Origin of the sequence: Paenibacillus sp. RC84 (assembly GCF_041260495.1) — a bacterium.
Taxonomy (GTDB): Bacteria; Bacillota; Bacilli; order Paenibacillales; family NBRC-103111; genus Paenibacillus_F.
In genome coordinates this window covers 328814-350218 of the sequence record NZ_JBGBYL010000003.1, presented here as the reverse complement: position 1 = coordinate 350218, position 21405 = coordinate 328814, and the positions used below count along the sequence as shown (strand labels likewise).

Genomic DNA, 21405 nt, shown 5'->3' with positions numbered 1-21405 from the left:
TAAGGGCTGAAGATTTTTACGGGTATTGGGATTCTTATTTTGGCCTTGTGTTCTTTTATGATTTAATCGACCCGATAAGCATACCTTTAATGAAGTATTTCTGCAAAAAAGGATAGATCAACAGGATCGGAACTGTCGCCACGACGATCACGGCCATTTTGATGCCTTCGGGCGAAATGTTAAGCGTATTTTCGAAGGTGGACGTCATCTCGCCGAAATTGTCCGTAATGACGATTTCTCTAAGCCTGACCTGCAGCGGAAACAGATTCCGGTTGTTGATATAATACAAGGCATTGGAGTACGAATTCCAGTGAGCCACCGCGTAGAACAAGCCCATCGTCGCCATTACCGGCTTCGACAGAGGCAGCACGATGCTCCAGATCAGCCGCATTTCGCCGCAGCCGTCAATCCTCCCGGAATCGACAAGCTCACCGGGCAGCCCGGAGAAGAACGAGCGCATGATAAACAAATTGTAGGCGCTGATCATGCCGGGAATAATGAGCGCCCAGACCGTGTCCAGCAGCCCCAGATTTTTAATCAGCAGATAGTTCGGAATAAGCGGCGCGCTGAAAATAAACGTCACGAGCACCATGAGCAGCAAATACCGGCGCCCGATGTATTCCGGACGGGACAGCGGGTAAGCCAGCGAGGTCGTTGCGATTAAGTTAATAAGCGTGCCGACGACCGTCACGAACACCGAAACGAGAAAGCCCTGCCACACGGAACTGTCGCTGAGCACGAACGCGAAGTTGGAGAGGGTAAACTCCACCGGGAAAACGGACACCCTGCCCTGATTCAGCGCCAGCTCGCTGCTGAACGACTTCGCCAGCACGTGGACGATCGGAAGGATCATGCAGAGCCCCACCATGGTCAGCAGCACATAGTTGAATCCCTGGAAAGAGCGCTCTCCCCTGCTTTCTTTGATCATAAAACGTCACCTGCCCCTAGTATAAAGATTCGCCTGTCGCTTTTTTGCTGAGACGGTTTCCGATCATGATAAGCACAAGGCCGATCAGCGATTTAAACAGCCCGATGGCGGTCGTATAGCTGTACTGTTTGCCCAGGAGCCCGACCCGGTAAATGTACGTGTCGAGAATTTCGCCGCTGTTCGAGTTCAGCGAATTCAGGAAGACATAAACCCGTTCGAATCCGAAATCGAGAAAATGCCCGATATGAAGCAGGAACATAATGGCGATCGTCGGCATAATGGTCGGAATCGTAATCGACGTGGTCTGTTTCCAGCGGCTCGCTCCGTCGATTTTGGCCGCTTCGTAAAGCTCCGGGTTGACCCCGGCGAGCGCCGCCAAATATATGATCGTTCCCCAGCCCGCGTCCTTCCAGACGCCCGAACCGATCAGAATACTGCGGATATAGGAATCCTCCCCGAGAAAATATACCGGCTCCATGCCGAACCAGCCGAGCATCGTATTGACGATTCCCGTCGTCGGAGAAAGAATGCCTACCGCGATCCCCCCGATAATGACCCAGGACAAAAAATGCGGCATATACACGACGGTTTGAAGAATCCGTTTGTAGACCATTTTGCGCACTTCGTTCAGCAGCAGCGCCAGAATAATCGGCACCGGAAACGCGATCACAATATCGTACAGCCCGATCAGGAGCGTATTCGTGAAAATATTCAAAAACTCGTCGTATTCGAACATCCGGATAAAATTGTCCAGGCCGACCCAGGGACTGCCCGTAATTCCTTTAAACAGGTTGTAGTTCTGAAAAGCCATGACGCTCCCCATGAGCGGCGCGTACTTGAACACGATAAAATATAGAATGCCGGGAATCGAGAGCAGATAGAGTGCTTTGTATTTGCGCAGATTCGATCCGACTTCATGCCTCTGCACATACCTGACTTTGTCGGACGGCTGAATTTTGCTGGCCATAAGTACCTCCTAGGCGGTCGGAATTGGCTTGATGACAGACTGGATCTTCTTTAAGACAGGGTTAAAAAAGACCGCGTGACACGCCGGCCGCTCTCAGCCACGCATCCGCGATGAGCGCATGTCCGGCCGGAGACGGGTGCACCCCGTCCGGGGCCCAGTACGGGCACGGCGCCTTCGCCGAAGCCTGCGCGAACAAGCCGTCCAGCGGCACGTAAGCCGCCCCGTATTCCCGCGCCAAATCCCGGACTCCGTGAATTTTCGGGTCGAGGTCTTCTCGCCAGTGCCGCCTGTCTTCGGGAACCGGCAGGAGAAACGGCTCGACCAGCATCAGCTTCACGCCGGGAAGACCCTCCGCCGTCCGGTCCAGAATGTCCCGGTAGCCGGCAACGAACGCTTCCGCGGTCGTCGGATCGCTGCGGTCGTATCTTCTCCACGTGTCGTTGATGCCGATATAGATCGAGACCACGCCGGGTTTCAGCTCCAGGCAGTCCGCCTCCCAGCGGGCCTGCAGGTCCCGGACCCGGTTGCCGCTGATTCCCCTGTTGAGGAACGTAACGCCCAGTTCCGGGTACATCCGGCCGAACTGGGCCGCCGCCATCCAGGCATACCCCCTGCCGAGCTCGTGGCCCGGCTCCCGTTTGGCGTCGGTAATGCTGTCTCCCTGAAACAGCACGACATCGTTCTTTCGGATCAGCATGACGGAGGTCCCTCCTTCAGCGGAATCACCAGGTTCCACGTTTTCGTGCAATCGTGAAAGCCTCTTGCGCCGTCGGAAGCCGCGGCGAACAGATGGGTAGCCACGCCGCCTTCCATGAGCAAGAACGGCCGCTCCAGATTGCCCGCCTGCCTGATGGCGCCGTCATCCCACAGGAAGGTGCGGGAATAAGCTTTCGGCGGATCGCACAGCGACCATGTCACCCCGTCCGGCGAAAAGGCGTGGATGCCTCCGTATTTTTCTCCGCAGAGGCGGCCGGTCATGTCTTTGGCGATCATCGAAAATCCGCGCTCCGTTTTCCACACAAACGGGTCTTCGATGTTAAAATCCGGCGGAAAAAGCGGCCCCTCGGCCAGCCGCGTATACGGCCCTTCGAAGTGAGGAGCCCTCGCGGCCCCGATCGTCATCTCCCCGTGACGGAAGCCTTCGTACTTCCTAGCCTTGTAGACAAGAAGCACGGAGCCGTCTTCCAGGACGCAGGGAGCCGGATTCGACGTCAGGAAGCTGTCGAACCTGCCCGGACGTACGGTCAGCACCGGCTCGTCACGGCGCAGCCAGGGGCCTTCCGGGCGGGTTGCCGTGGCGATGCCGATCCGCTTGTTGGAACGGGCCACAATCGTGACGGGATCTTCCAGACCGAGCGGATCACCCGGTTCCGGGTCCGCGAAGGGATGAGTCGATCCCATGTAATACAGCACGTACGTATCGCCGATCCGTACGAGTTGCGGATTGTGCGTGCTCCGGCCGTCCCAGTATTCCGCTCCCCGGGCGGGAAGCACCGTTTCCGCGTACGTGTACGGCCCTTCGGGCGTATCGGACACGGCGCGTACCACTTCGGACATGACGAGCCAGCCGGGATGCATCGGCAGACTGTCCGGCCAGCGGGAAGCGAACAGATGGTAGCGTCCGTCCTCGCCCTTCACGGCCGAACCGCACCAGACCCAGTACCCTTCCATGCGGAATCCGCCGCCGACCGGAGCCGGCTTAAAGCTGAACATCGGGCTTCTCCTCCTCCGTTAACGCTTTCATAACCACCTGCCGCAAATTCATCAAATAACCGCCTCGTATGTTTTCGGCCTGTACGGTCAAGGTGAACGTGCCCGGCCCCGGAATCGCGAGTTCGCCGATCTCACGGACCGCAAAATCATACGGTCCTTCCGTGGGAACGACTTCCCTCCGGAGTACCTGATCGGCGCACGAGACGGCGTACGCGCCTCCCGATACGCCGGGCTCCGCCGCATACGACAGGCAGACCCGGTACCTGCCGGGCTCCGCAGCCCGGAACGTCCACGAGAGGCTGTCGCCCGCCAGGCTCCAGTCCGTGACGTTGTCCCGGCCCTTCTTGCCGGTGTCGTAGCGCAGCCGCTCTCCGGCGGCTTCCCCGTCGAAAGCCGGGAAAGTCGTCGCGCCTTCTTCCATCAGCCGCTTGTGCGGATCGGCTGCAAGCTCGCCTTCGTATTGGAGCACCAATACGGAAGAAGCGTTGTCCGGCAGCGGGCCGGGAAGCTCCACGAGCAGGTCGAGCCCGCTCAGCCGCCGGAAGCGGAGCGCGGCCGCTTCCGGATCGTGCAGCCAGCGGATCGCGCTGACCGGGCTTGCGATGCCCGGCACGATCAGCCTGCCGCCGGGCGGCCGCCGCAGGATGTGCAGGAACAGCTTCCGTTCCTGCCGGTTAGCCGTGCAGCAGCCCCACTCGGGACGGCCGATGGGGCTGCCCTCCGTGCCACGGATGCTCGCGTGGTGGACGGCCATCCAGCGCCCCGCTTCCTCCAGCAGCCTGCGCGAAGGCTCGTCGATGCGCCCGCTGCCTTCGGGGCCGACATTGAAGACGGTGTTGCCGCCCCGGCTCGCCGTCTCAACCAGAATCCGGATCAGCTCCTCCGGCGTTTTCCAGTTCCGGTCCGCATGCCGGAAGCCCCACGAATCGTTCAGCGTGACAATCGATTCCCAATCCGGCCGCGTGACGCGGACACTGAGCTGGTTGTCCCCCGGATTGCCGTAATCCGCGAACTCGTCGGACCGGATTCTTTTGTTGATCAGGCAGCCGGGCTGAATCGAACGGACCAGTTCGGCGAATTCGCGTCCCTGCTCATCCGTGATCTTGTGGCCGCAGTCGAACCAGAGAATGCCGACAGGCCCGTAATTCGTGAGCAGCTCGCGAATTTGGGGAAACGCCTTCTCCCGCAAATACCGGTCATACCTGCGGCTCTTCGCTTCATCTCCGGTCCAGCTTTCGAGCGAATCCCAGGCACCTATATTGTCCGGGTAATCCAATGTATTTCCTTGGGAATCGGGGTGATGCCAGTCCATCGCATGCGAGTAGTAGAGGCAGAACGTAATTCCACCTCTTCCGCATGCCTCGCTTAATTCGCGGATCGGGTCCCGGCCGCTCGGACCGAGCCGCACGATGTTGTACCCGCTCGCCTGCGAGTCGTACATGGCATAACCGTCATGATGCTTCGCCGTGACGATCATGTATTTCATGCCGGCTTGTTTGGCGGCCGCGATCCATTCGTCCGCGTGAAATCCGCTCAGATCCATGGCGGCGGCCACCTTCTCGTACTCCCGGACGGGAATGCGTCCTCTGAGCTGGATATGCTCGGCGTAAGCGGCCTGAACCTCTTCGCCCTTCCACCTTCCTCCGAGCAGCGAGTACGGACCCCAATGGACAAACATCCCGAATCGCGCTTCCCGCCACCAGGCCAGTCTGGCATCGGAGCTTCCGTCTCCGGAAGCACGCATCTCCCCGGCCGGATTTCCCGGCGGGCGGCTGCGTCTCGCTTCCGCTTCGGCTCCGTCCATCAGCGGATCATTCTCCCGCACGATGCATCCCTCTCTTCCGTTTCGGATTTTGGAACGGGTATCAACGTTTCACAAGATCTTCCCGGACCGGCGTAAAGCAGTCCAGCAGAATACTCGCCTCCAGCGCTTTGGCGCCGTGTCTGGCGTGAGGGGGAATGCAGATCGATTCTCCCGCTTCGATCACTTTTTTTATACCGTCGATCGTGAACTCCACTCGCCCTTTCATGCAGTAAGACAACTGCTCGTGCGGGTGAGTATGCTCGTACCCTTCCGCGCCCGGCTCGAAATGGACTTCCATCAGCATCAGCGACTCTCCCGGCTGCATGATTTTGCGTTTGACCCCGGGTTCCGCGTCTTCCCATACGTTAATGTTGCTCATTGTGTGATTCCTCCTTGTGTACGTTTCAATTCCGGCTCCTGCTTACGGTCCACCGGATAATACCGGCAGCCCTTCTCGGCATCCGGCGTGACCGCGTTCTAGAAAGCTTTCTGCACGTCGATTTTGCGCGTCTTTCCGTTATCCGTAAAATAAAGCGAAAACACGAAGCCCTGGTCGTCCATAAAATACGAAACGTAGCGGTCCTCTTCACCCGGTTTTTTCGGCACGAGAAGCGTAACGAGACGGTGGGAAGCCGCCGGAGGCGATTCGGCCTTAAGATGCCACTGCCGGGAGAGGCCCTTGATCTCCTTCTCGTCCACGCCGGAGAATTCATTGCTCCCGGAAAGTGTCAGCTCGCCCGACGAGCAGAATACGAAGCGTCCCTCCAGCGAAGCTTTTTTTCCGGTCACCCGGAAGGACTGCTCCTGCAAATCCATCTCGTACATGGCATGGTACAACCATTCGATTTTACCGGGACGGTTCAAATCAACAGAATCCACCACAACGAAATAGCTGTTGTCCACAAAATAAATTTCCCGCTCCACCCGCTTCGCGTAAGGCACCTGCTCCAGATAAGCGGCGGTCACATCCATCTTTACATAACTTTCGTTCTTGTCCCGCTTCGCTTCCGCGACCGTGCCGGAGGCCGCCATATTCAGCGATTTGTCCGTGCCCGCGTATTGTCCGGCTCCGTCGATCAGCAGGCTGTTTTTGGAAACCGTCTGCCTCCGCCAATTGCGGTGCATCGTGCTGTTAAACGCGACATAATACCCGGTCTCCACCGCGAGCGCTTCCCCGAACGCATGGATATAAAAAGCGCCCTGGTCCGCATGGCTGTGACTCACGGAACCGTACTTGCTGGCCTTCGTCAGCAGCATGATCTGCTCGACGGGGTCGTCCATCCGGTAATGCATCGCTACCCAGCCGACATCGCGGAACCATTTCAGTTCCTCCGTATCGGAAGGCGCTTTCGGCTGAATCTGCGGGTACGCCTGCCGGTACACGAGCTCGTCGAAACGGAAATCCCACCAGCCGTGATTGTGGAACAGCTTGGCCGCTTCCGGGTCCATCTCTTTGATCCGCTCGTAGTACCACTGGTACCGGCCGTTGCCCGTTACACCCGCCAGATGGCGCATATTGTAACCCGTCTTGGCGCCGAATTTCCCGCCCAGGCTTGAATTATCTCCGAAGGTCGTACGCGTGGAAGCGTTCGGATTGTAGACGTACAGCGGAAAATCGCCGGTTTTGTGAAAAAAAGGCCGGTCGAACAAGTTGAGCCGCGCATATCCGCGAATCCATTCGATAGCTTCCAGCAAAGCCGCCATTCCGGTCGTCCAGTAATGGGGACCTTCCGCCCATCCGCCGTCCTCGCCGCCCCACGGTGTGTACAAGGTCCAGAAATATTCCAGCGTGTAATGGAGCCACTCTTCCGCTTCCGTTTCTTCATGCAGAAGCGAAATGCAGCACGGCGTCAGCACGGACGACAACGACCGGACCGCATGACTGTCGTAGGGCACCTGGTGAATCTTGGAGCGCCGGATCGCGTGCACCGCCACCTGGCGGGTCCGGGCGGCCAGGCTCCGCTTCACCCGCTCTCTCTCTTCGGCATCCAACTCGCCGTGCAGCCAGTCGTAGCCCCAAGCGAGAGCTCCCGCCATGCGGAAAGCGGCTTCGTCATTGTAGTCGCGGCCCGTAGGCCCCTCAGGGTCCCAGGAAGCGGCGGCCAGGAGCCAGGCTTTCGCCCGGCCGAGCAGGCGGGAATCGTCCAGCACCTTACCCGCTATGCTCAGGTGGCGGATCGCGTACAACATTTCCTGACAAGTGATGTAAGATTGCCTCCAGAGCTCCACCGTCCGCTTGTTTCCCGGATACGGCTCGGGTTCCTCATGCGGCTCCCGCTCCGCCCAGGGCAGAACAGACAGCTCGTAGAACAGCTTCCAGCCGGTTCCTTCGGGATCGGCAGCGATTTTTTCACGGTAACGAGCAATCCCCTCCTCGCCCTGAAGCCACAACCGAGGTCTCGCGCAACCGCTTTCTTTAAAGCGTTCGCCTTTGGCCGGCAGCGGAGTTTCGGGCAGATTTTCCGGTACCGAAAATGAACGTGCGACGCTCCATTCGGACGTACGTTTATCGTTCTCATACAGCGCATACCGCCAATAATACGTGCCGGGCGCGAAAGTTTTTTCCGGCGTAAAAAAATTATAGGGAACCGGAGCGTACGTCCGGGAAAGCCCGGACGGGAAATCGTCCCGTTCGGATATTTCCAGCACATAACAATCTTTCTCGAGCCTGGCGGGAATCCATGTGAACCGGGGCGGATTCTCGATCGCCTTCGTCTGCGCGTCAGGCTCGTACTGAACCGTCAGCACGCCGCTGCGGGGTTGGTACAAAGATTTGCTCATGTCATCGTTCCCTCCGGTGTTCAGCCATTATGATGCAGCCTGAAATCTTTACCTGCTTCCATCGTCCTCTGTATCCAGTATAAAAGTGTTTGCCCCCGGCCTGAATAGAGTCAATTAAGATCGAGTTGTGCTTTTTTACGATTGCGAGGGGCTGTTTCGTCCAAATAAGCTCGCATACAACCGTTAGAAAAGAAACCTCCGTTTTGGGGGCCGATAAAGCGCTATGACAATCGTTAGCCTAGCAATGTTCCAACCAGGTCGCTCGTTCGAGGCTAGCCTGTTGGTCAAGCACCGATTTCTAGGTTGAGCCGGAAATCCTCCAGCTAATCTCTTGTAATTCGCAAGCCGATGTTTTATATTGACATAACAGTAGGTCAAAAATAAAAGAGGTGAACGGACGAGATGACTCCACGCACGAAGGAACAAAACGAAGAGATCCGGCTGCGGCGTCTGGCGCAAATCCGGAAAGCCGCGGCCGATGTGTTTTTGAATAAAGGGCCTTTACTGGAAATCCGCGATGTGGCCGTGCAGGCGGGACTCGGCTATGGCACGGTGTACCATTATTACAGCAATAAGGGCGATTTGCTCCACGATCTGCTATGGGACGCGCTGGAACGGGCCGGGGGTTGGCTCGAGGCTCCGCTGAAGGCCCCATTGGAGGCGCCGCTAGAGGCCCTGCTGAAGGTTCCGCCGGAGGTCCCGCTGGAGACTCAACTGAATGCCCCGCTGGAGGTCCCGCGCGCTTCGGCTTCGGGGGAGGCGCCGGTGGGCGGGCACTTCGGCTTGGCTGCTGCGGCGGACACCGGGAACCCGGCTGCCGCGGATTCCCGAAGCGGAAGCCGCGAAACGGCCGCTGCCGCAGAGCTTGGCCCCGTCGCCGCCGTCCGGCTGCTGCAGTTTTGGGCGGAGGACCACGCCCTCTACCTGCTGTATAAGCTGGCCGGTGAGGGCTTTGCCTCGCTGCCTGAAGCGCGCTCGGCCCCGCTCTCGGCCGCCTTTCGCCGGGAGGTGCTCGCGCCTTTTGCCGCGCTGCTGGAAACCGGGCGTGCGGCGGGCGGGGCTGCCGCTTCCGACGCAAACGCGGCGGAGCCGCCGTATCGGCTGCTGCGCGCGGAAATGCTGCTGGCCGCCTTGGTCGGCTGCGCCTCGCTTTCGCTTCGCCGCGGAAAGCTGCACGAGGAGGCCAGGGATATTGCCCGGTTTTTAAACTTATAGAATGGATAAGGAGCGAATAAATAAAGATGATCATTTTAAAATCACCTAGGGAAATCGAAGAGATGAAACCGGCGAGCCAAATCATTGCGGACTGCTACCGCGAGGTGTCCAAACTGATCGAGCCTGGGATCACCACCCGGGAAATCAATGACTTTGTTGCCAGACATATCACCAAGCTGGGCGGCAAGCAGTTTACGAAAGGGTACAACGGTTTCCCCGCCGAAACCTGCACTTCGGTCAACGATGTGGTGGCCCACGGCATTCCTTCGAACCGGGCGCTTATGGACGGCGACTTGCTGAAGCTCGACATCGTCGTGGAATACGGCGGATGGTTCGGCGATTCGTGCCATTGCTATGCAGTGGGCAATATCCGGCCGGCGGCTCAAAAATTAATGAAGGTGACAAAGGAATGCTTGGATCTGGGGATCGCCCGGGCGATCCCCGGGGGCAGGCTCGGAGACATAACGTCGGCGATTCAACGGCATGCGGAATCGAACGGGTTTTCGGTCGTACGCGATCTGCTGGCGCACGGGATCGGGCGGAGCCTGCACGAGGAACCGAGCTACGAGCATATCGGCGTAGCCGGCAAAGGCATTCGGTTAAAGGAAGGCATGGTGTTTACGATTGAACCGATGCTCAACGAAGGTACGTTTCGTATCACGATCGACGACGATCAGTGGACGGCGAGAACGGCCGACGGAAAGTTGTCGGCGCAGTATGAGCATACGATCGCAATCACGCCGGACGGGCCGCTGATTTTAACGGCCCAGTAAGAATAGAGGCGAACGGACGGGAATTCGTACGTCTATTTATGACGATTCGCCAAGCCGGATCGGTGCCCAAAACGTCTCCCCGGGAAACTGGCCCGGAAGTAAAACACTTCCCGTTTCAATTTTTCCTTGGACTTCACTCGTAGGTGACGAAGCACTTGTTTCCTCATCTTTGGACTTCTGCCCGTTTTGCATTAAAAACCCCCTCGCGAGAGGGGTCTTTGGCCTATCAAAATCATGCCATATTAGGAGTTTTACAAAAAACTTGCCGTTACAGATAGCTTGGTGAACCGTATCATAAAAGATCGGCAGGCGGCTTGTACGACAATATCCAGGCGCCGATCTCGAGACGCGACCGGGCATGGCTCGGAAGCGGCCACGGCTGGGCGGGCGCGAACTACGTGACGTGGAACACGGACAGCGCGTTTACCCGCAGCAGCCCCTGCCCGTCATAACCGACATCGTTCCGAAATAGACACCCGCGCTCTCTTGCATGACCCGGAAAACTCTTCCCCGTCTAACGCTCCCTGTTCTTGTCGATTTCCAGAATCGGCAGCTTGTCGTTCTGCCCGTCCCCGCACTTGCTTAACTGGAGCGCATACCGCTCGGAAGTTTCGATTTTCTCGACGGAGGCGCACGTATACGTTTGCTTTTGTTTCCGCGAGCTGTATACATCCCTGTTGTTGTCTACCGTCCACACAATCTCCGTTCCGTCCGTATACACATCGTGTATCCACGGGCCGCTGTCAATTGCAGGTGAAACCACCATAAGACGATCACCTTGTGCCCGTTTAAACCGGTCTACGAGCCTGTCCAGGCGTTTCAAATCCCGCTGATCCAGGTTCACAAGAATGTCGGCGTTCGCTTGAACCGCTGCAGGTTGTAACCAATTCGTCTTAACCGCGACAAAAGGCATAAATCCGGCAAGAAATGCAGCCCCCATAAAAACGATCGCTAGCTTTTTGTTCATAGGATTGAACCACCCCGCTTCCCGAATCCGGTCAAGTCCGCTCCCACCCTGATGCCGCTCCCCCGGTTTGGCCCTTTACAATGTTCCCGCAGGGACCTTAATCCAGCAAAACCGGTCTGCCGGGGTTCTCGACCATCTCGAACATCGTAAGCAGTTGAGCCTTCGTGTTTCTCTCCACCGACAACTCCGGCAGTTCCTCTTTTCCGAAAAAAGCCGCCTCGCTCGTTTCGAGCCCCCCTTGAATCTCGCCTCCCGTAATGGTGCAGAGCACAAAAAATTTGTACACATGATACGGGGATTCCGGATGTTCGTGGAATTTTTTATCGAATACGGCCAGCAGCCTGTCCGCTTTCACTTCCAGCCCGGCCTCCTCTTTGACCTCCTTCACGGCCACTTCCGAAGGCGACAGGCCGATATCCGCCCAGCCTCCAGGCAGCGCCCAGAACCCGTCCAGCTTTTCCCGCACAAGTACGAGCTTACCCTCCCGGAAAACGACCGCGCGTATGTCCACTTTCGGAGTGGCGTACCCTGTTTCGTTCGCGAAAAGGTCCCGGATTTTCTCCTGATGAAGGTCCGTATACTCGCTCATAATCTCCAGGCTCAAATCCCGCAGCATTTCATACCGCTCCAGATCGTACACGTCCTTGCTGTAGGCCAGCCCGATTTGCGAGATGGCTTGTATCTGCTTGGCCCATTCCAGCCATTTGGCGTTCATGCTGACGTCCCTCCTTGTTTCGTTGATCTCGTAAAAAAAGACGAGCACCGGGTTATCAGGTGTCGTCTCGCAAGTATGTCCATTTTAGCATGCCGGTTCTATAAATAAAAATGAACGTTATGGTCCGCTTTACCCGGATACCGCTGAATTCATTTCCGGCTCTGCCGGCTGTTTGGCGGGTTCTTCGGCGTCATTCTCCGGAATCCACCAATCGTCCCAGGTACCGTGAACATGATACCAGGCGATCCCTTCGGGAGACAGCCACTTTTCGAAAGCTTTGACGGTCTGCGGGGCAAAAAAGCCCTTCATATTGTGAATACGGCTCCAATCCGGGTACTTGTACGTTGCCGAACGCGAGGTCAGCGGAATTTCTTCGTCCGTCGGAATAATGCCGGCAGGCCGCACTTTAAGCGCCAGACCGGGATTGACCCATAACGCTGCGGACTCCGTGCGGATGTGCACCCACTCCAGCTCTCCGTCCTTCCACGTTTCGAATGCGTCGTAGCTGCCCGGCGCGACTTCCGTGTAATTTTCATCGTCGTAATAAGTCGGCTTTGCAAACCCTTTGCCCCCGGTCGGAAGCTCCGCCTTGCCCGTCGTTTCCCGAACACCCGCCAGCTCGCCCTCGGGTAAAATCCAACGATCCCCTTCCGGGAGGGAAACTTTATACCAGGTCGGACTGCCGTCGCCGAGCGTAGGCGGAAGCTCCCATACGGCCGTCACCGGGTACCTGCCGGTTTTCAGCGTTCCCGTTTTGGTTAGCCCCATGTAAGGCAGCTCGAAGCTGTCCGTAGCTTGGAAAAGGTCGACGGTCGTGGAGACCGCTTTTTCCTGAACGGCTTCCTTATAAAAGCTGTCGTAGATCCACTTGTCTCCCAGCCATGTCTGGATGCGGTAAAATTTTATCGTCCGGGGAGGGCCGAAGTCCGCTCCATCCCATTCGATCGTTCCCGTGACCGTTACCTGCTGCGGGGAAATGACCGTTCCGCTGGCCGCTTCCTGAAGAGGTTCATCGTACAGCTCCTGCTTATCTACCAGAGTGATCGTCGCGGTTTCGGTCTTATACTTGCCGGGAATGAGCGTTTCCGGATCGGCTTTGATCCATTTTTCCCCCTGCCACGTTTCAATGAGATATCCCTTCTCTTCCGTGTTATCCGCCATGCTCCACTGGCTGTCTCTCTTCGTAATATGGACGGTCTGAAGAGGAGCCAGACTGCCCGCAGGCTTGGTGAACGCTTCGTCTTCGTACATAGTCGTCTCCTGGATCAGCGTCACGTCCCACGGAACGTTTACCACCATAGCCTTCGCCCGGACTGGAGCCAGAATGGAGGCGGAGCTTGCGAGCAGCAAGAAAGCCGCACCAGACATCAACCACTTTTTCAACGGTTTTCCTCCTCCTTCAACGGATATTTATCCCGAAATTTCTTAAGAATCTTGAAAATGGCCGGATGCCCCGTGCGCCACAACCCGTTCGTTCTTCCCGGACGGCGCAGCTTGAGGCAGCTTTAACCGGCGCGACTGCGCTCGGCGGAACTCGCAACGTAAACGAATCCGCTCCGCCTTTTTCTGTTAAAAAGCACCTGAAACCGCCGGGGTCTCAGATGCTTTCAACAGGATGCGGGAACGGTTTACGCAGACAAGCTGTGCGCCTCCTAGAAGGCCTTCAGCAGATAGACCCTGGCTTCAAAGGGACGAAGCTGAAGCTCCGCGTCCAGACCGCTCGTCTCGCTTCCTTCCCCGACGGGGTAGTTGGCGATAAGCAGCTCACCGCCGCCCCCGGCCAGGAGCGGGTACGGGCTCGCGAAGGAAGCCGTTTCTCCGGTAAAGTTGAGCATAACGAACAGCCTGTCGTTACCGAGCGTGCGGGTATACGCGTAAATGCGCTCGTCTTCCTCGGCCACGATTTCATAGCTGCCGTACACGATTACCGGGTGAATTTTGCGGAGCGCGATCAGCTTCCGGTAATAATGAAAAATAGAGTCCGTGTCGGCTAAGGCCGTTTCCGCATTAATCTCCGTATAGTTCGGATTAACGTGCAGCCACGGCGTTCCGGTCGTAAAGCCTGCGTTCTCCTCCGGACTCCACTGCATCGGAGTCCGGGCGTTATCCCGCCCTTTGATGCGGATCGCGTTCATGACCTCGTCGTGATTGCCGTCGCCTTCGGTGACGCGCTCCCGGTACATGTTCAGCGTCTCGACGTCCCGGCAATCCTCAATCCCTTTGAAGTGTACGTTCGTCATGCCGAGCTCCTCGCCCTGATAAATGTAAGGCGTTCCCTCCAGCGTATGAAGGAAGGTCGCCAGCATTTTGGCCGACTCCACGCGGTATTCGCGGTCGTTACCGAACCGGGATACCATTCTCGGCTGGTCATGGTTGTTCAGGTACAAGCTGTTCCACGCGCGTCCGTGCAGCCCCGTCTGCCAGCGGCCGATCGTCGCTTTCAGATCCTTCAGCTTCCAGGCGCACGGGTCCCATTTGCCGCCCCAGCCGCTGTCCAGCTCCATATGCTCGAACTGGAACACCATGTTCAGCTCGGTGCCGTCCGCATTCGCATAACGGGCCGCGTCGTCCGGGGTTACACCCGGTGTTTCGCCGACCGTCATGATATCGTAACGGGAAAGCACCTTTTCGTTCATTTCCCGCAAAAACTCATGCACCCTCGGGCCGTTCATAAAATAATCTCCGCCCCATGCATACCGGTCTCCGCCCGCGCTTGGAAGTCCCTCTGTCTTGGAGATCATGTTAATGACGTCCATGCGGAATCCGTCGATTCCCTTATCCAGCCACCACGTCATCATATCGTAGATTTCCTCGCGCACCTTGGGGTTCTCCCAGTTTAAATCCGGCTGCTTGCGGCTGAACAAATGGAGGTAATACTCCCCGGTCTGCTCGTCATACTCCCAGGCGGGACCGCTGAAGATGCTCGTCCAGTTGTTCGGCTCCCGTCCGTCACGGCCGGGCCTCCAAATGTAATAATCCCGGTAGGGGTTCTCTTTGGAGGAGCGGGATTCCAGGAACCAGGCATGTTCGTCCGACGAATGGTTTACGACGAGATCCATAATAAGCTTCATGCCCCGGCTGTGCACTTCCACGAGCAGCTTCTCCCAATCCGCCATCGTTCCGAAATCGTCCATAATCCCGCGGTAATCGCTTATATCGTAGCCGTTGTCGTCATTGGGCGATTGATAAACCGGAGACAGCCAGATCACGTCGACGCCGAGCTCCTTCAAGTAATCCAGTTTCGAGATGATGCCCGGAAGATCCCCGATTCCGTCTCCGTTGCTGTCTTTAAAACTGCGTGGATAAATCTGGTAGACGACGCTCTCTTTCCACCAGGCTTTGCCTCCGGGGGCCCCGCCGCCGTCGTCTTCTCCCGTCTCGCTGACGGCAGCGGACTTCGGTCCGGCGGAGGTCCGGCCGCTCGCCGCGGCCGGAGCCGCTTCCCTCAGCTGGGCCGCATGAGCCGCAGCCACCCGGAGCTGAGCTTCCTGTTCACCGCGCCGCCGCTCCGCTTCCTGCCAGGCTCTCTGGCGCTCTTTGGACGCGTCCGCCGCCTCCCGGATGAGTTCCTGGTACAGCGACTTGTACTGCAGGGCCGATTTTTTCCAGCTGAAATCGGTCTTCTTGATGTTCGCCATCAGGTTGCGCCAGGCATCCTGGTCATGAAGATAGAAATGCACCGCACGTCTGACCGTATGCAGCATATCGTGAGCGTTGTACGAGTTGAAGCTGAAGCCCGTGCCTTCGCCGGTAAACTCATTGTAAGGCTGCACCGTATCCTTCAAACCGCCCGTCTCGCGGACGATCGGCACCGTGCGGTAGCGCATCGCGATGAGCTGACCGATTCCGCAGGGCTCGAAGAGCGACGGCATCAGGAAGAGGTCCGAGCCGGCGTATACCTGACGGGCAAGCCCGTCGTCGAAAGCGATGTACGCAGCCAGCTTGTCGGGATGCCGGGCCGCCGCCTCGCGGAACAGCTGCTCATATTCGTGATCCCCGGTTCCCACGATCACCCATTGGGCATCCAGGGATAGCAGCTCCGGCAGCACGTGACGGATCAAATCGATCCCCTTCTGCTGCACCAGCCGGGTTACCAGCGATATAACCGGCACGTCGTCGCGGACCGGCAGCCCCAGCCGCTGCTGAAGGTGCGTTTTATTCAGCCGCTTTTTGGACAAGGAGTCCCGGTATGTGACAGCCAGATGGGAATCGGTCATCGGATTGAAGAGATCGTAGTCGATCCCGTTGACGATGCCCACGGTCGCCTCGCTGCGGTAGCGCAGCAGGCTGTCCATATGCTCGCCGAAGAACGGCGTGCGGATCTCTTCCGCGTAAGTCGGGCTAACCGCCGTAATGCGATCGGAATACAGCAGTCCGCCTTTCAGGAAGCTGCCGCCGTCGTACATTTCGAGCTGATCCCCGTTGAAATAGCCGGCGTCCAGGCCGAACAGATCCATCATCGTCTCTTTGGAGAAAAGCCCCTGGTAGCGCAGATTGTGTATCGTTATGACCGTTTTGATATCTTCATAGAACGGATAGTACGGGCTGTACTGCGCTCTAAGCAAAACCGGAATCATGCCTGCCTGCCAGTCGTGGCAGTGAATCACATCGGGCTTGAAGCCGATATGCGGAAGCGAGTCGATTACGGCCCGGCAGTAAAACGCGAATCTTTCGGCATCGTCGCCGTATCCGTAATGCCCGCTTCTGCGGAAATAAAACTCGTTGTCCACGAAATAAAACGTGACGCCTTCGTGTTCCAGGGTTTGTATGCCGCAGTACTGCGAGCGCCAGCCCAGATTTACGCGGAACGTGACGAGGTTCGCCGTCTCCATCTTGTCTTTGAATACTTGAGGAATTTCGTCATATTTGGGCAGAATGACCCGGACATCCGCTCCGTTGCGTTTAAGTTCCTTGGGCAGGGACCCGATTACATCACCCAGTCCGCCGGTCTTGGCGAAAGGCGCCGCTTCCGAAGCCGCAAACAAAATGTTCATGTACGTCTCCACTCCCGTCTTCTGAATTTCTTCTAAGTTCTATTTGAAAAAGCCAAACCGGAACCGCTCGGCGGCGTCCGGTTACGGCTTTTGATTGTCGGAATCCGTTTTAAATGACTTTCATTTTCGCCGCGATGAACGGTGCCCGAACATCCCCGGTCAATACACGCCCGCGGCTGATGAACACGTCCTTGTCGAGAATGGCGTTCTCGATCACGACATTTTCTTCAATGGAGCAGTTCTGCAGGATAATGCTGTTTTTCACGACAGCCCCCTTGCTGATTTTTACACCCCGCGACAAGATGCTGTTATCGACCTTGCCTTCAATGACGCAGCCGTTGGCGATCAGGGAATTACGCACGCTCGCAGCGGCCTCGTAACGGGCAGGCGGTTCGTCCTTTACCTTGGTGTAGATGAGATCCTTGCGGAAGAACAACTCCCTCAGCACCGAAGGGTCCAGCAGTTCCATGCTGTGCCGGTAGTAGCCCTGGATCGAATTCACGATTCCGAGATAGCCGTCATGGCGGTAGCCGACTACGTTCAGCTTATCCACGTTCTTCATGATCCCGTCCCGGACCAGATGATCGTAGCCCTGCGCCAGGCAAGTCTCCACCATGTCCAGAAGGAGCGATTTGCTCATGATATACATTTCCATGGACACGTTATCCGTACGCAGACGTCCGGTCTGGTCCTCTATGACCGTCACTCTGCCGTCGGGACGTACCGCAAGGCGGCGGTAGCTTCCGGAGTATTCCTCTTCCGCCTCTTTATAAATGACGGTAACATCCGCTCTCATATCTTCATGGTAGCGGACGGTGTCTTCGAAATTAATGTTGCATACCATATGGCTGCGTCCGATGATGACCAGCTCTTCCCGGCCCCGGTAGAAATAATCGCGGTGGGAATAGAATTGGAACAAATCTCCGCGCGACATGCCCGCCGGATCGTCTTGGACGGACGGCAGCACGAACAGGCCGCCTCTCTTGCGGTCGAGGTCCCATTCCTTGCCGGAACCCAGATGGTCCATCAGGGAACGGTACTTGTGCTGGGTAAACACAGCCACGTTGCCGATCGAGGAATTCACCATGTTGGATAGAATAAAATCGATCAGCCGGTAACGGCCTCCGAACGGAACCGAGCCCGCACAGCGGTGAAGCGTAAGCTCTTCCAGATCGTCCGGCTCGTTCACCAGATTGATAACGCCCATTACATGCTTCATGCTATCCTCATCCTTTCGACTCCGTAGTGGCCCGTATGTGTTCTCCTCCGCCGATCAGCACGATCTCTTCCCCGTCTCCTACGGTCGCTCCGTCGTCCACGATCGTATTTTCCCCGATGATCGCTTTGCGGATGGTGACATTGCTGCCGATTCTCGCTCCCGGCATAATGACGGAATCCCGGATAACGCTGCCCTCGCCGATATGGACGCCGTAGAACAGGACGGAGTGGTCCACATCCCCGAACACGGAGCAGCCTTCGTTCACGAGTGAACGGCGTACTTGGGCCCCGTCCGAAACAAACTGGGCAGGCTGATAAGGCGTCACGGAATAGATACGCCACGATTTATCGTTCAGGTTCAGTTGGGTCGGATCGTCCAGCAGGTCCATATTCGCTTCCCACAAGCTCTGAATGGTGCCGACATCCTTCCAGTAGCTCTGGAAAGGGTACGCTACGAGGTTCGCCCCTTCTTCCAGCATGGCCGGAATGATGTCCTTCCCGAAATCTTTGCTGGAGTCCGGATTTTCGTTATCCTGGATCAGATATTTTTTAAGCGCCTTCCAGGTAAACATATACACGCCCATGGAAGCGAGGTTGCTTTTGGGTTCTTTCGGTTTTTCCGCGAACTCCGTAATTTCGCTTTCTTCATTTACGCTTAGAAGGCCGAAACGCGACGCCTCTTCCCACTTGACCTCAATCACCGCGATCGTGGCGTCCGCACCCTTCGTTTTGTGGTAAGTGAGCAGCCGGTCGTAATCCATTTTATAGATGTGGTCCCCCGAGATGATCAGCACGTACTCCGGCTCATAGCGGTCGATAAACCCGATATTGCGGTAAATCGCGTTCGCCGTCCCCTGATACCAGTCGCCGCCGCCCTGCTCCATAAAAGGAGGCAGCACCGTTACGCCTCCGTTTTTACGGTCCAGGTCCCATGCCCCGCCAATGCCGATGTAGGAGTTCAGCACGAGAGGCTGGTATTGGGTGAGCACCCCTACCGTGTCGATGCCCGAGTTCGTGCAGTTGCTGAGCGTGAAATCGATAATGCGGTACTTTCCGCCGAAATGAACGGCCGGTTTCGCCAGCTGCTGCGTCAGCACGCCGAGTCGTCTTCCCTCTCCTCCGGCAAGCAGCATGGCAATACATTCTTTACTTCGCATCTTTCGATTTCCCCTTTCGTCGCGAGGTACGTTCGACTTGTGATCGTTTCAGATAAACTGCGGCAAGCGGCGGTACGCGAAGCGACAAGCTGTAGTCAAAACCGTGCAGCGGAACCGCTTCGCTCGCAAGCGGCTGCCGGTTGGCCTGGCCCGACCCGCCGTAAGCTTCGTCGTCGCTGTTGAAGATTTCGGCATACGTCCCCGGTCCGGGAACGCCGATCCGGTAATCCGGATGGACGACCGGCGTAAAGTTGCACACGACGATGAGATCGTCCTTGGGCTTCTTGCCTTTGCGAATAAAAGCGACGACGCTCTGGCTGGAATCGTCGGGCGAAATCCACTGGAACCCGTCGTGGCCGTGATCGTTCTGCCATAAGGCAGGCTGCTCCAGGTAGAAGCGGTTCAAGGCCCGGACATAGGTCTGCATTTTGCCGTGCAGCTCATAGTCCAGCAAAAACCAGTCCAGATCCTCCAGGTCCTTCCATTCGTCGAACTGGGCGAATTCGCCGCCCATGAACAGAAGCTTTTTCCCCGGATGACCGGACATATAACCGTAAAGCACGCGGGTGTTGGCAAACTTCTGCCAGTAATCCCCCGGCATTTTATGCAGAATGGACCGCTTGCCATGCACAACTTCGTCATGCGAAAGCGGCAGCACGAAATTTTCGTTGAACGCGTACATAAACGAGAACGTGATCAAATTATGATGATGCTTCCGGTGGATCGGGTCCATTTTCATGTAGTTCAACATGTCGTTCATCCAGCCCATGTTCCACTTGTAATTAAAGCCCAGTCCGCCCGCATCGACAGGCGTCGTGACTTGAGGCCAATCGGTGGAATCCTCGGCCATCATCAAGGCGTTCGGATAGGAGCCGAAGACGACGGTGTTTAATTTCTTCAAAAACCGGATCGCGGCCGGATTCTCGTCCCCTCCGTGCTCGTTCGTGACCCAGATGGATTGCGGCTTGCCGAAGTTCAAATACAGCATGCTCGCTACCGCATCGACCCTTATGCCGTCAATGTGATATTTGTCCATCCAGAACATCGCGTTGGAAACAAGAAAGCTGTGAACCTCCGGCTTGTTAAAATCAAAGGCCAGCGTCCCCCATTCCGGCTTTTCGGCCAGATTGGGCTCATCCGGTTCATAGAGCGGTTGTCCGTCAAACTGGCGCAGGCCGTGGGCGTCTTTGCAGAAATGACCCGGCACCCAGTCCATAATGACGCCGATGCCCGCCTGGTGACACCTATCCACGAAATACATAAAATCTCTCGGTTCGCCGAACCGGCTCGTCACCGAAAAATAGCCCGTCGCCTGATAACCCCAGGAACGGTCGAAAGGATGCTCCGCAAGCGGAAGCAGCTCGATATGGGTATACCCCATTTCGAGAACGTAGGCGACAAGTTCGTCCGCCAGCTCTCGGTAGGAGAGGAGCACGTCCTCTTCGCGGCTTTTCTTCTTCCAGGTTCCGAGATGGACTTCGTAAATGTTTAAAGGCTGATCGTATGCCGGTTTGCGGGCGCGCTGGCGCCGCCAGTTCTGGTCCCCCCACTTGTACCCGTCCAAATTATAAAAGCGGGAAGCGGTTCCGGGGCGCAGCTCCGAATAAACGGCATAAGGATCGGCTTTCAGGATGATCCGGCCGGCCGGTGTGTGGATTTCATATTTGTATAGGGAGCCTTCCGCCAGACCGGGAACCCCAAGCGTCCAGATGCCGCCCGATTCCGGCACGGTCTCCATGCGGTGGTTTTCTCCGTTCCATTCGTTAAAATCGCCGACGACGCGCACTTCACGGGCATGAGGCGCCCAAACGGTAAAGCGTACGGCCGTTGTCTTACCCCTTTTCTCTGCGTGTGCCCCGAATAGGCGATAACTGTGATAAGAAGTTCCTTCATGGAACAAGTAGATGTCTTCGGAGCCGGGGATCTGTTTACCCGCCATATGCTTCAACCCATCCCCCTCTTGTATAGTCATCTTTTTGTACCCGATTCGGCACTCCGTGAAACGAATAGGCGCTTTATCGGGCACACTCCTTATATTGGCTTCCATCAAGGGATGTTGTACAATAGATGCTTAGAAGAAAACGGTGTTAAAAACCGCAAGTTATACCGGCATCCGCCCGCGGACGGATTGCTGTTTTTGAATGAGGAACCGCTGTACATTTTGACGCGAGGA

16 protein-coding genes and 2 pseudogenes are annotated in these 21405 nt (G+C 57.0%); 3 read left to right on the top strand and 15 right to left on the bottom strand.

The genetic code is table 11. The annotated features are described in order from the left end of the window. Positions 1-55: 55 nt before the first annotated feature. From ABH899_RS08905 to ABH899_RS08875, 7 genes are all read right to left on the bottom strand, one after another. Positions 56-928: a carbohydrate ABC transporter permease gene (locus ABH899_RS08905; protein ID WP_369995653.1), complete on the bottom strand. Its 873-nt coding sequence runs from the start codon at positions 926-928 to the stop codon at positions 56-58. 16 nt (positions 929-944) lie between these two features. Continuing rightward, the gene (locus tag ABH899_RS08900; protein WP_369995652.1) at positions 945-1895 is read right to left on the bottom strand and encodes an ABC transporter permease; all 951 of its coding nucleotides are present in this window, start codon (positions 1893-1895) and stop codon (positions 945-947) included. 61 nt (positions 1896-1956) lie between these two features. Continuing rightward, on the bottom strand, positions 1957-2592 hold the full coding sequence (locus ABH899_RS08895; RefSeq protein ID WP_218229882.1) for an SGNH/GDSL hydrolase family protein: 636 nt from the start codon (positions 2590-2592) through the stop codon (positions 1957-1959). Beyond that, on the bottom strand, positions 2586-3608 hold the full coding sequence (locus ABH899_RS08890) for a glycoside hydrolase family protein (RefSeq protein ID WP_369995651.1): 1023 nt from the start codon (positions 3606-3608) through the stop codon (positions 2586-2588). Before ABH899_RS08890 ends, ABH899_RS08895 begins: the two co-directional genes overlap by 7 nt. Continuing rightward, positions 3595-5433 (bottom strand): alpha-L-fucosidase, encoded by a 1839-nt coding sequence (locus tag ABH899_RS08885; protein ID WP_369995650.1) that lies wholly within the window; start codon positions 5431-5433, stop codon positions 3595-3597. The genes ABH899_RS08890 and ABH899_RS08885 overlap by 14 nt, the downstream gene beginning before the upstream one ends. A 40-nt stretch (positions 5434-5473) precedes the next feature. After that, on the bottom strand, positions 5474-5791 hold the full coding sequence (locus ABH899_RS08880) for a cupin domain-containing protein (RefSeq protein WP_369995648.1): 318 nt from the start codon (positions 5789-5791) through the stop codon (positions 5474-5476). Between the two features lie 98 nt (positions 5792-5889). Then, the gene (locus tag ABH899_RS08875; RefSeq protein WP_369995647.1) at positions 5890-8193 is read right to left on the bottom strand and encodes a DUF4962 domain-containing protein; all 2304 of its coding nucleotides are present in this window, start codon (positions 8191-8193) and stop codon (positions 5890-5892) included. A 402-nt stretch (positions 8194-8595) separates the two neighbouring features. Here ABH899_RS08875 and ABH899_RS08870 point away from each other — a divergent pair, with 402 nt between their 5' ends. The 3 genes from ABH899_RS08870 to ABH899_RS08860 all read left to right on the top strand — a co-directional run bounded on the left by ABH899_RS08870 (position 8596) and on the right by ABH899_RS08860 (position 10633). Beyond that, positions 8596-9408, top strand: coding sequence for a TetR/AcrR family transcriptional regulator (locus tag ABH899_RS08870; protein ID WP_369995646.1), 813 nt, complete (start codon positions 8596-8598; stop codon positions 9406-9408). Positions 9409-9434: 26 nt separating this feature from the next. Then, positions 9435-10181 (top strand): type I methionyl aminopeptidase, encoded by a 747-nt coding sequence (gene map, locus ABH899_RS08865; RefSeq protein ID WP_369995645.1) that lies wholly within the window; start codon positions 9435-9437, stop codon positions 10179-10181. Positions 10182-10495: 314 nt separating this feature from the next. Next, positions 10496-10633 carry a hypothetical protein gene (locus tag ABH899_RS08860; RefSeq protein WP_369995643.1) on the top strand — a complete coding sequence of 46 codons (138 nt, stop codon included), beginning with the start codon at positions 10496-10498 and terminating at the stop codon, positions 10631-10633. A gap of 62 nt (positions 10634-10695) precedes the next feature. On the opposite strand, the gene ABH899_RS08855 is transcribed toward ABH899_RS08860, so the two are convergent. From ABH899_RS08855 to glgB, 8 genes and pseudogenes are all read right to left on the bottom strand, one after another. Then, positions 10696-11148, bottom strand: coding sequence for a hypothetical protein (locus ABH899_RS08855; protein ID WP_369995642.1), 453 nt, complete (start codon positions 11146-11148; stop codon positions 10696-10698). A 97-nt stretch (positions 11149-11245) separates the two neighbouring features. Beyond that, positions 11246-11863 carry an NUDIX hydrolase gene (locus tag ABH899_RS08850; protein WP_369995641.1) on the bottom strand — a complete coding sequence of 206 codons (618 nt, stop codon included), beginning with the start codon at positions 11861-11863 and terminating at the stop codon, positions 11246-11248. A 129-nt stretch (positions 11864-11992) separates the two neighbouring features. Beyond that, complete coding sequence (locus ABH899_RS08845) at positions 11993-13246, bottom strand: hypothetical protein (protein ID WP_369995640.1); 1254 nt, start codon at positions 13244-13246, stop codon at positions 11993-11995. A gap of 269 nt (positions 13247-13515) precedes the next feature. Next, positions 13516-15204: pseudogene (locus ABH899_RS08840) on the bottom strand (glycoside hydrolase family 13 protein); the annotation flags it as partial. A 231-nt stretch (positions 15205-15435) separates the two neighbouring features. After that, positions 15436-16857, bottom strand: a pseudogene (gene glgA, locus ABH899_RS08835) (glycogen synthase GlgA); the annotation flags it as partial. A 109-nt stretch (positions 16858-16966) separates the two neighbouring features. Next, a complete protein-coding gene (gene glgD, locus ABH899_RS08830) occupies positions 16967-18076 on the bottom strand; it encodes a glucose-1-phosphate adenylyltransferase subunit GlgD (protein ID WP_369995638.1) in 1110 nt (369 codons plus the stop codon). A 7-nt stretch (positions 18077-18083) separates the two neighbouring features. Then, positions 18084-19232 (bottom strand): glucose-1-phosphate adenylyltransferase, encoded by a 1149-nt coding sequence (locus ABH899_RS08825; RefSeq protein ID WP_218229871.1) that lies wholly within the window; start codon positions 19230-19232, stop codon positions 18084-18086. Next, positions 19222-21171: a 1,4-alpha-glucan branching protein GlgB gene (gene glgB, locus ABH899_RS08820; protein ID WP_369995975.1), complete on the bottom strand. Its 1950-nt coding sequence runs from the start codon at positions 21169-21171 to the stop codon at positions 19222-19224. The genes ABH899_RS08825 and glgB overlap by 11 nt, the downstream gene beginning before the upstream one ends. Positions 21172-21405 lie beyond the last annotated feature (234 nt).

Bases quoted from the DNA above. Each gene is read 5' to 3' on its own strand.
- ABH899_RS08905 (WP_369995653.1), bottom strand. From the start codon at position 928: ATGATCAAAGAAAGCAGGGGAGAGCGCTCTTTCCAGGGATTCAACTAT.
- ABH899_RS08900 (WP_369995652.1), bottom strand. From the start codon at position 1,895: ATGGCCAGCAAAATTCAGCCGTCCGACAAAGTCAGGTATGTGCAGAGG.
- ABH899_RS08895 (WP_218229882.1), bottom strand. From the start codon at position 2,592: ATGCTGATCCGAAAGAACGATGTCGTGCTGTTTCAGGGAGACAGCATT.
- ABH899_RS08890 (WP_369995651.1), bottom strand. From the start codon at position 3,608: ATGTTCAGCTTTAAGCCGGCTCCGGTCGGCGGCGGATTCCGCATGGAA.
- ABH899_RS08880 (WP_369995648.1), bottom strand. From the start codon at position 5,791: ATGAGCAACATTAACGTATGGGAAGACGCGGAACCCGGGGTCAAACGC.
- ABH899_RS08875 (WP_369995647.1), bottom strand. From the start codon at position 8,193: ATGAGCAAATCTTTGTACCAACCCCGCAGCGGCGTGCTGACGGTTCAG.
- ABH899_RS08870 (WP_369995646.1), top strand. From the start codon at position 8,596: ATGACTCCACGCACGAAGGAACAAAACGAAGAGATCCGGCTGCGGCGT.
- map (WP_369995645.1), top strand. From the start codon at position 9,435: ATGATCATTTTAAAATCACCTAGGGAAATCGAAGAGATGAAACCGGCG.
- ABH899_RS08855 (WP_369995642.1), bottom strand. From the start codon at position 11,148: ATGAACAAAAAGCTAGCGATCGTTTTTATGGGGGCTGCATTTCTTGCC.
- ABH899_RS08850 (WP_369995641.1), bottom strand. From the start codon at position 11,863: ATGAACGCCAAATGGCTGGAATGGGCCAAGCAGATACAAGCCATCTCG.
- glgD (WP_369995638.1), bottom strand. From the start codon at position 18,076: ATGAAGCATGTAATGGGCGTTATCAATCTGGTGAACGAGCCGGACGAT.
- ABH899_RS08825 (WP_218229871.1), bottom strand. From the start codon at position 19,232: ATGCGAAGTAAAGAATGTATTGCCATGCTGCTTGCCGGAGGAGAGGGA.
- glgB (WP_369995975.1), bottom strand. From the start codon at position 21,171: ATGGCGGGTAAACAGATCCCCGGCTCCGAAGACATCTACTTGTTCCAT.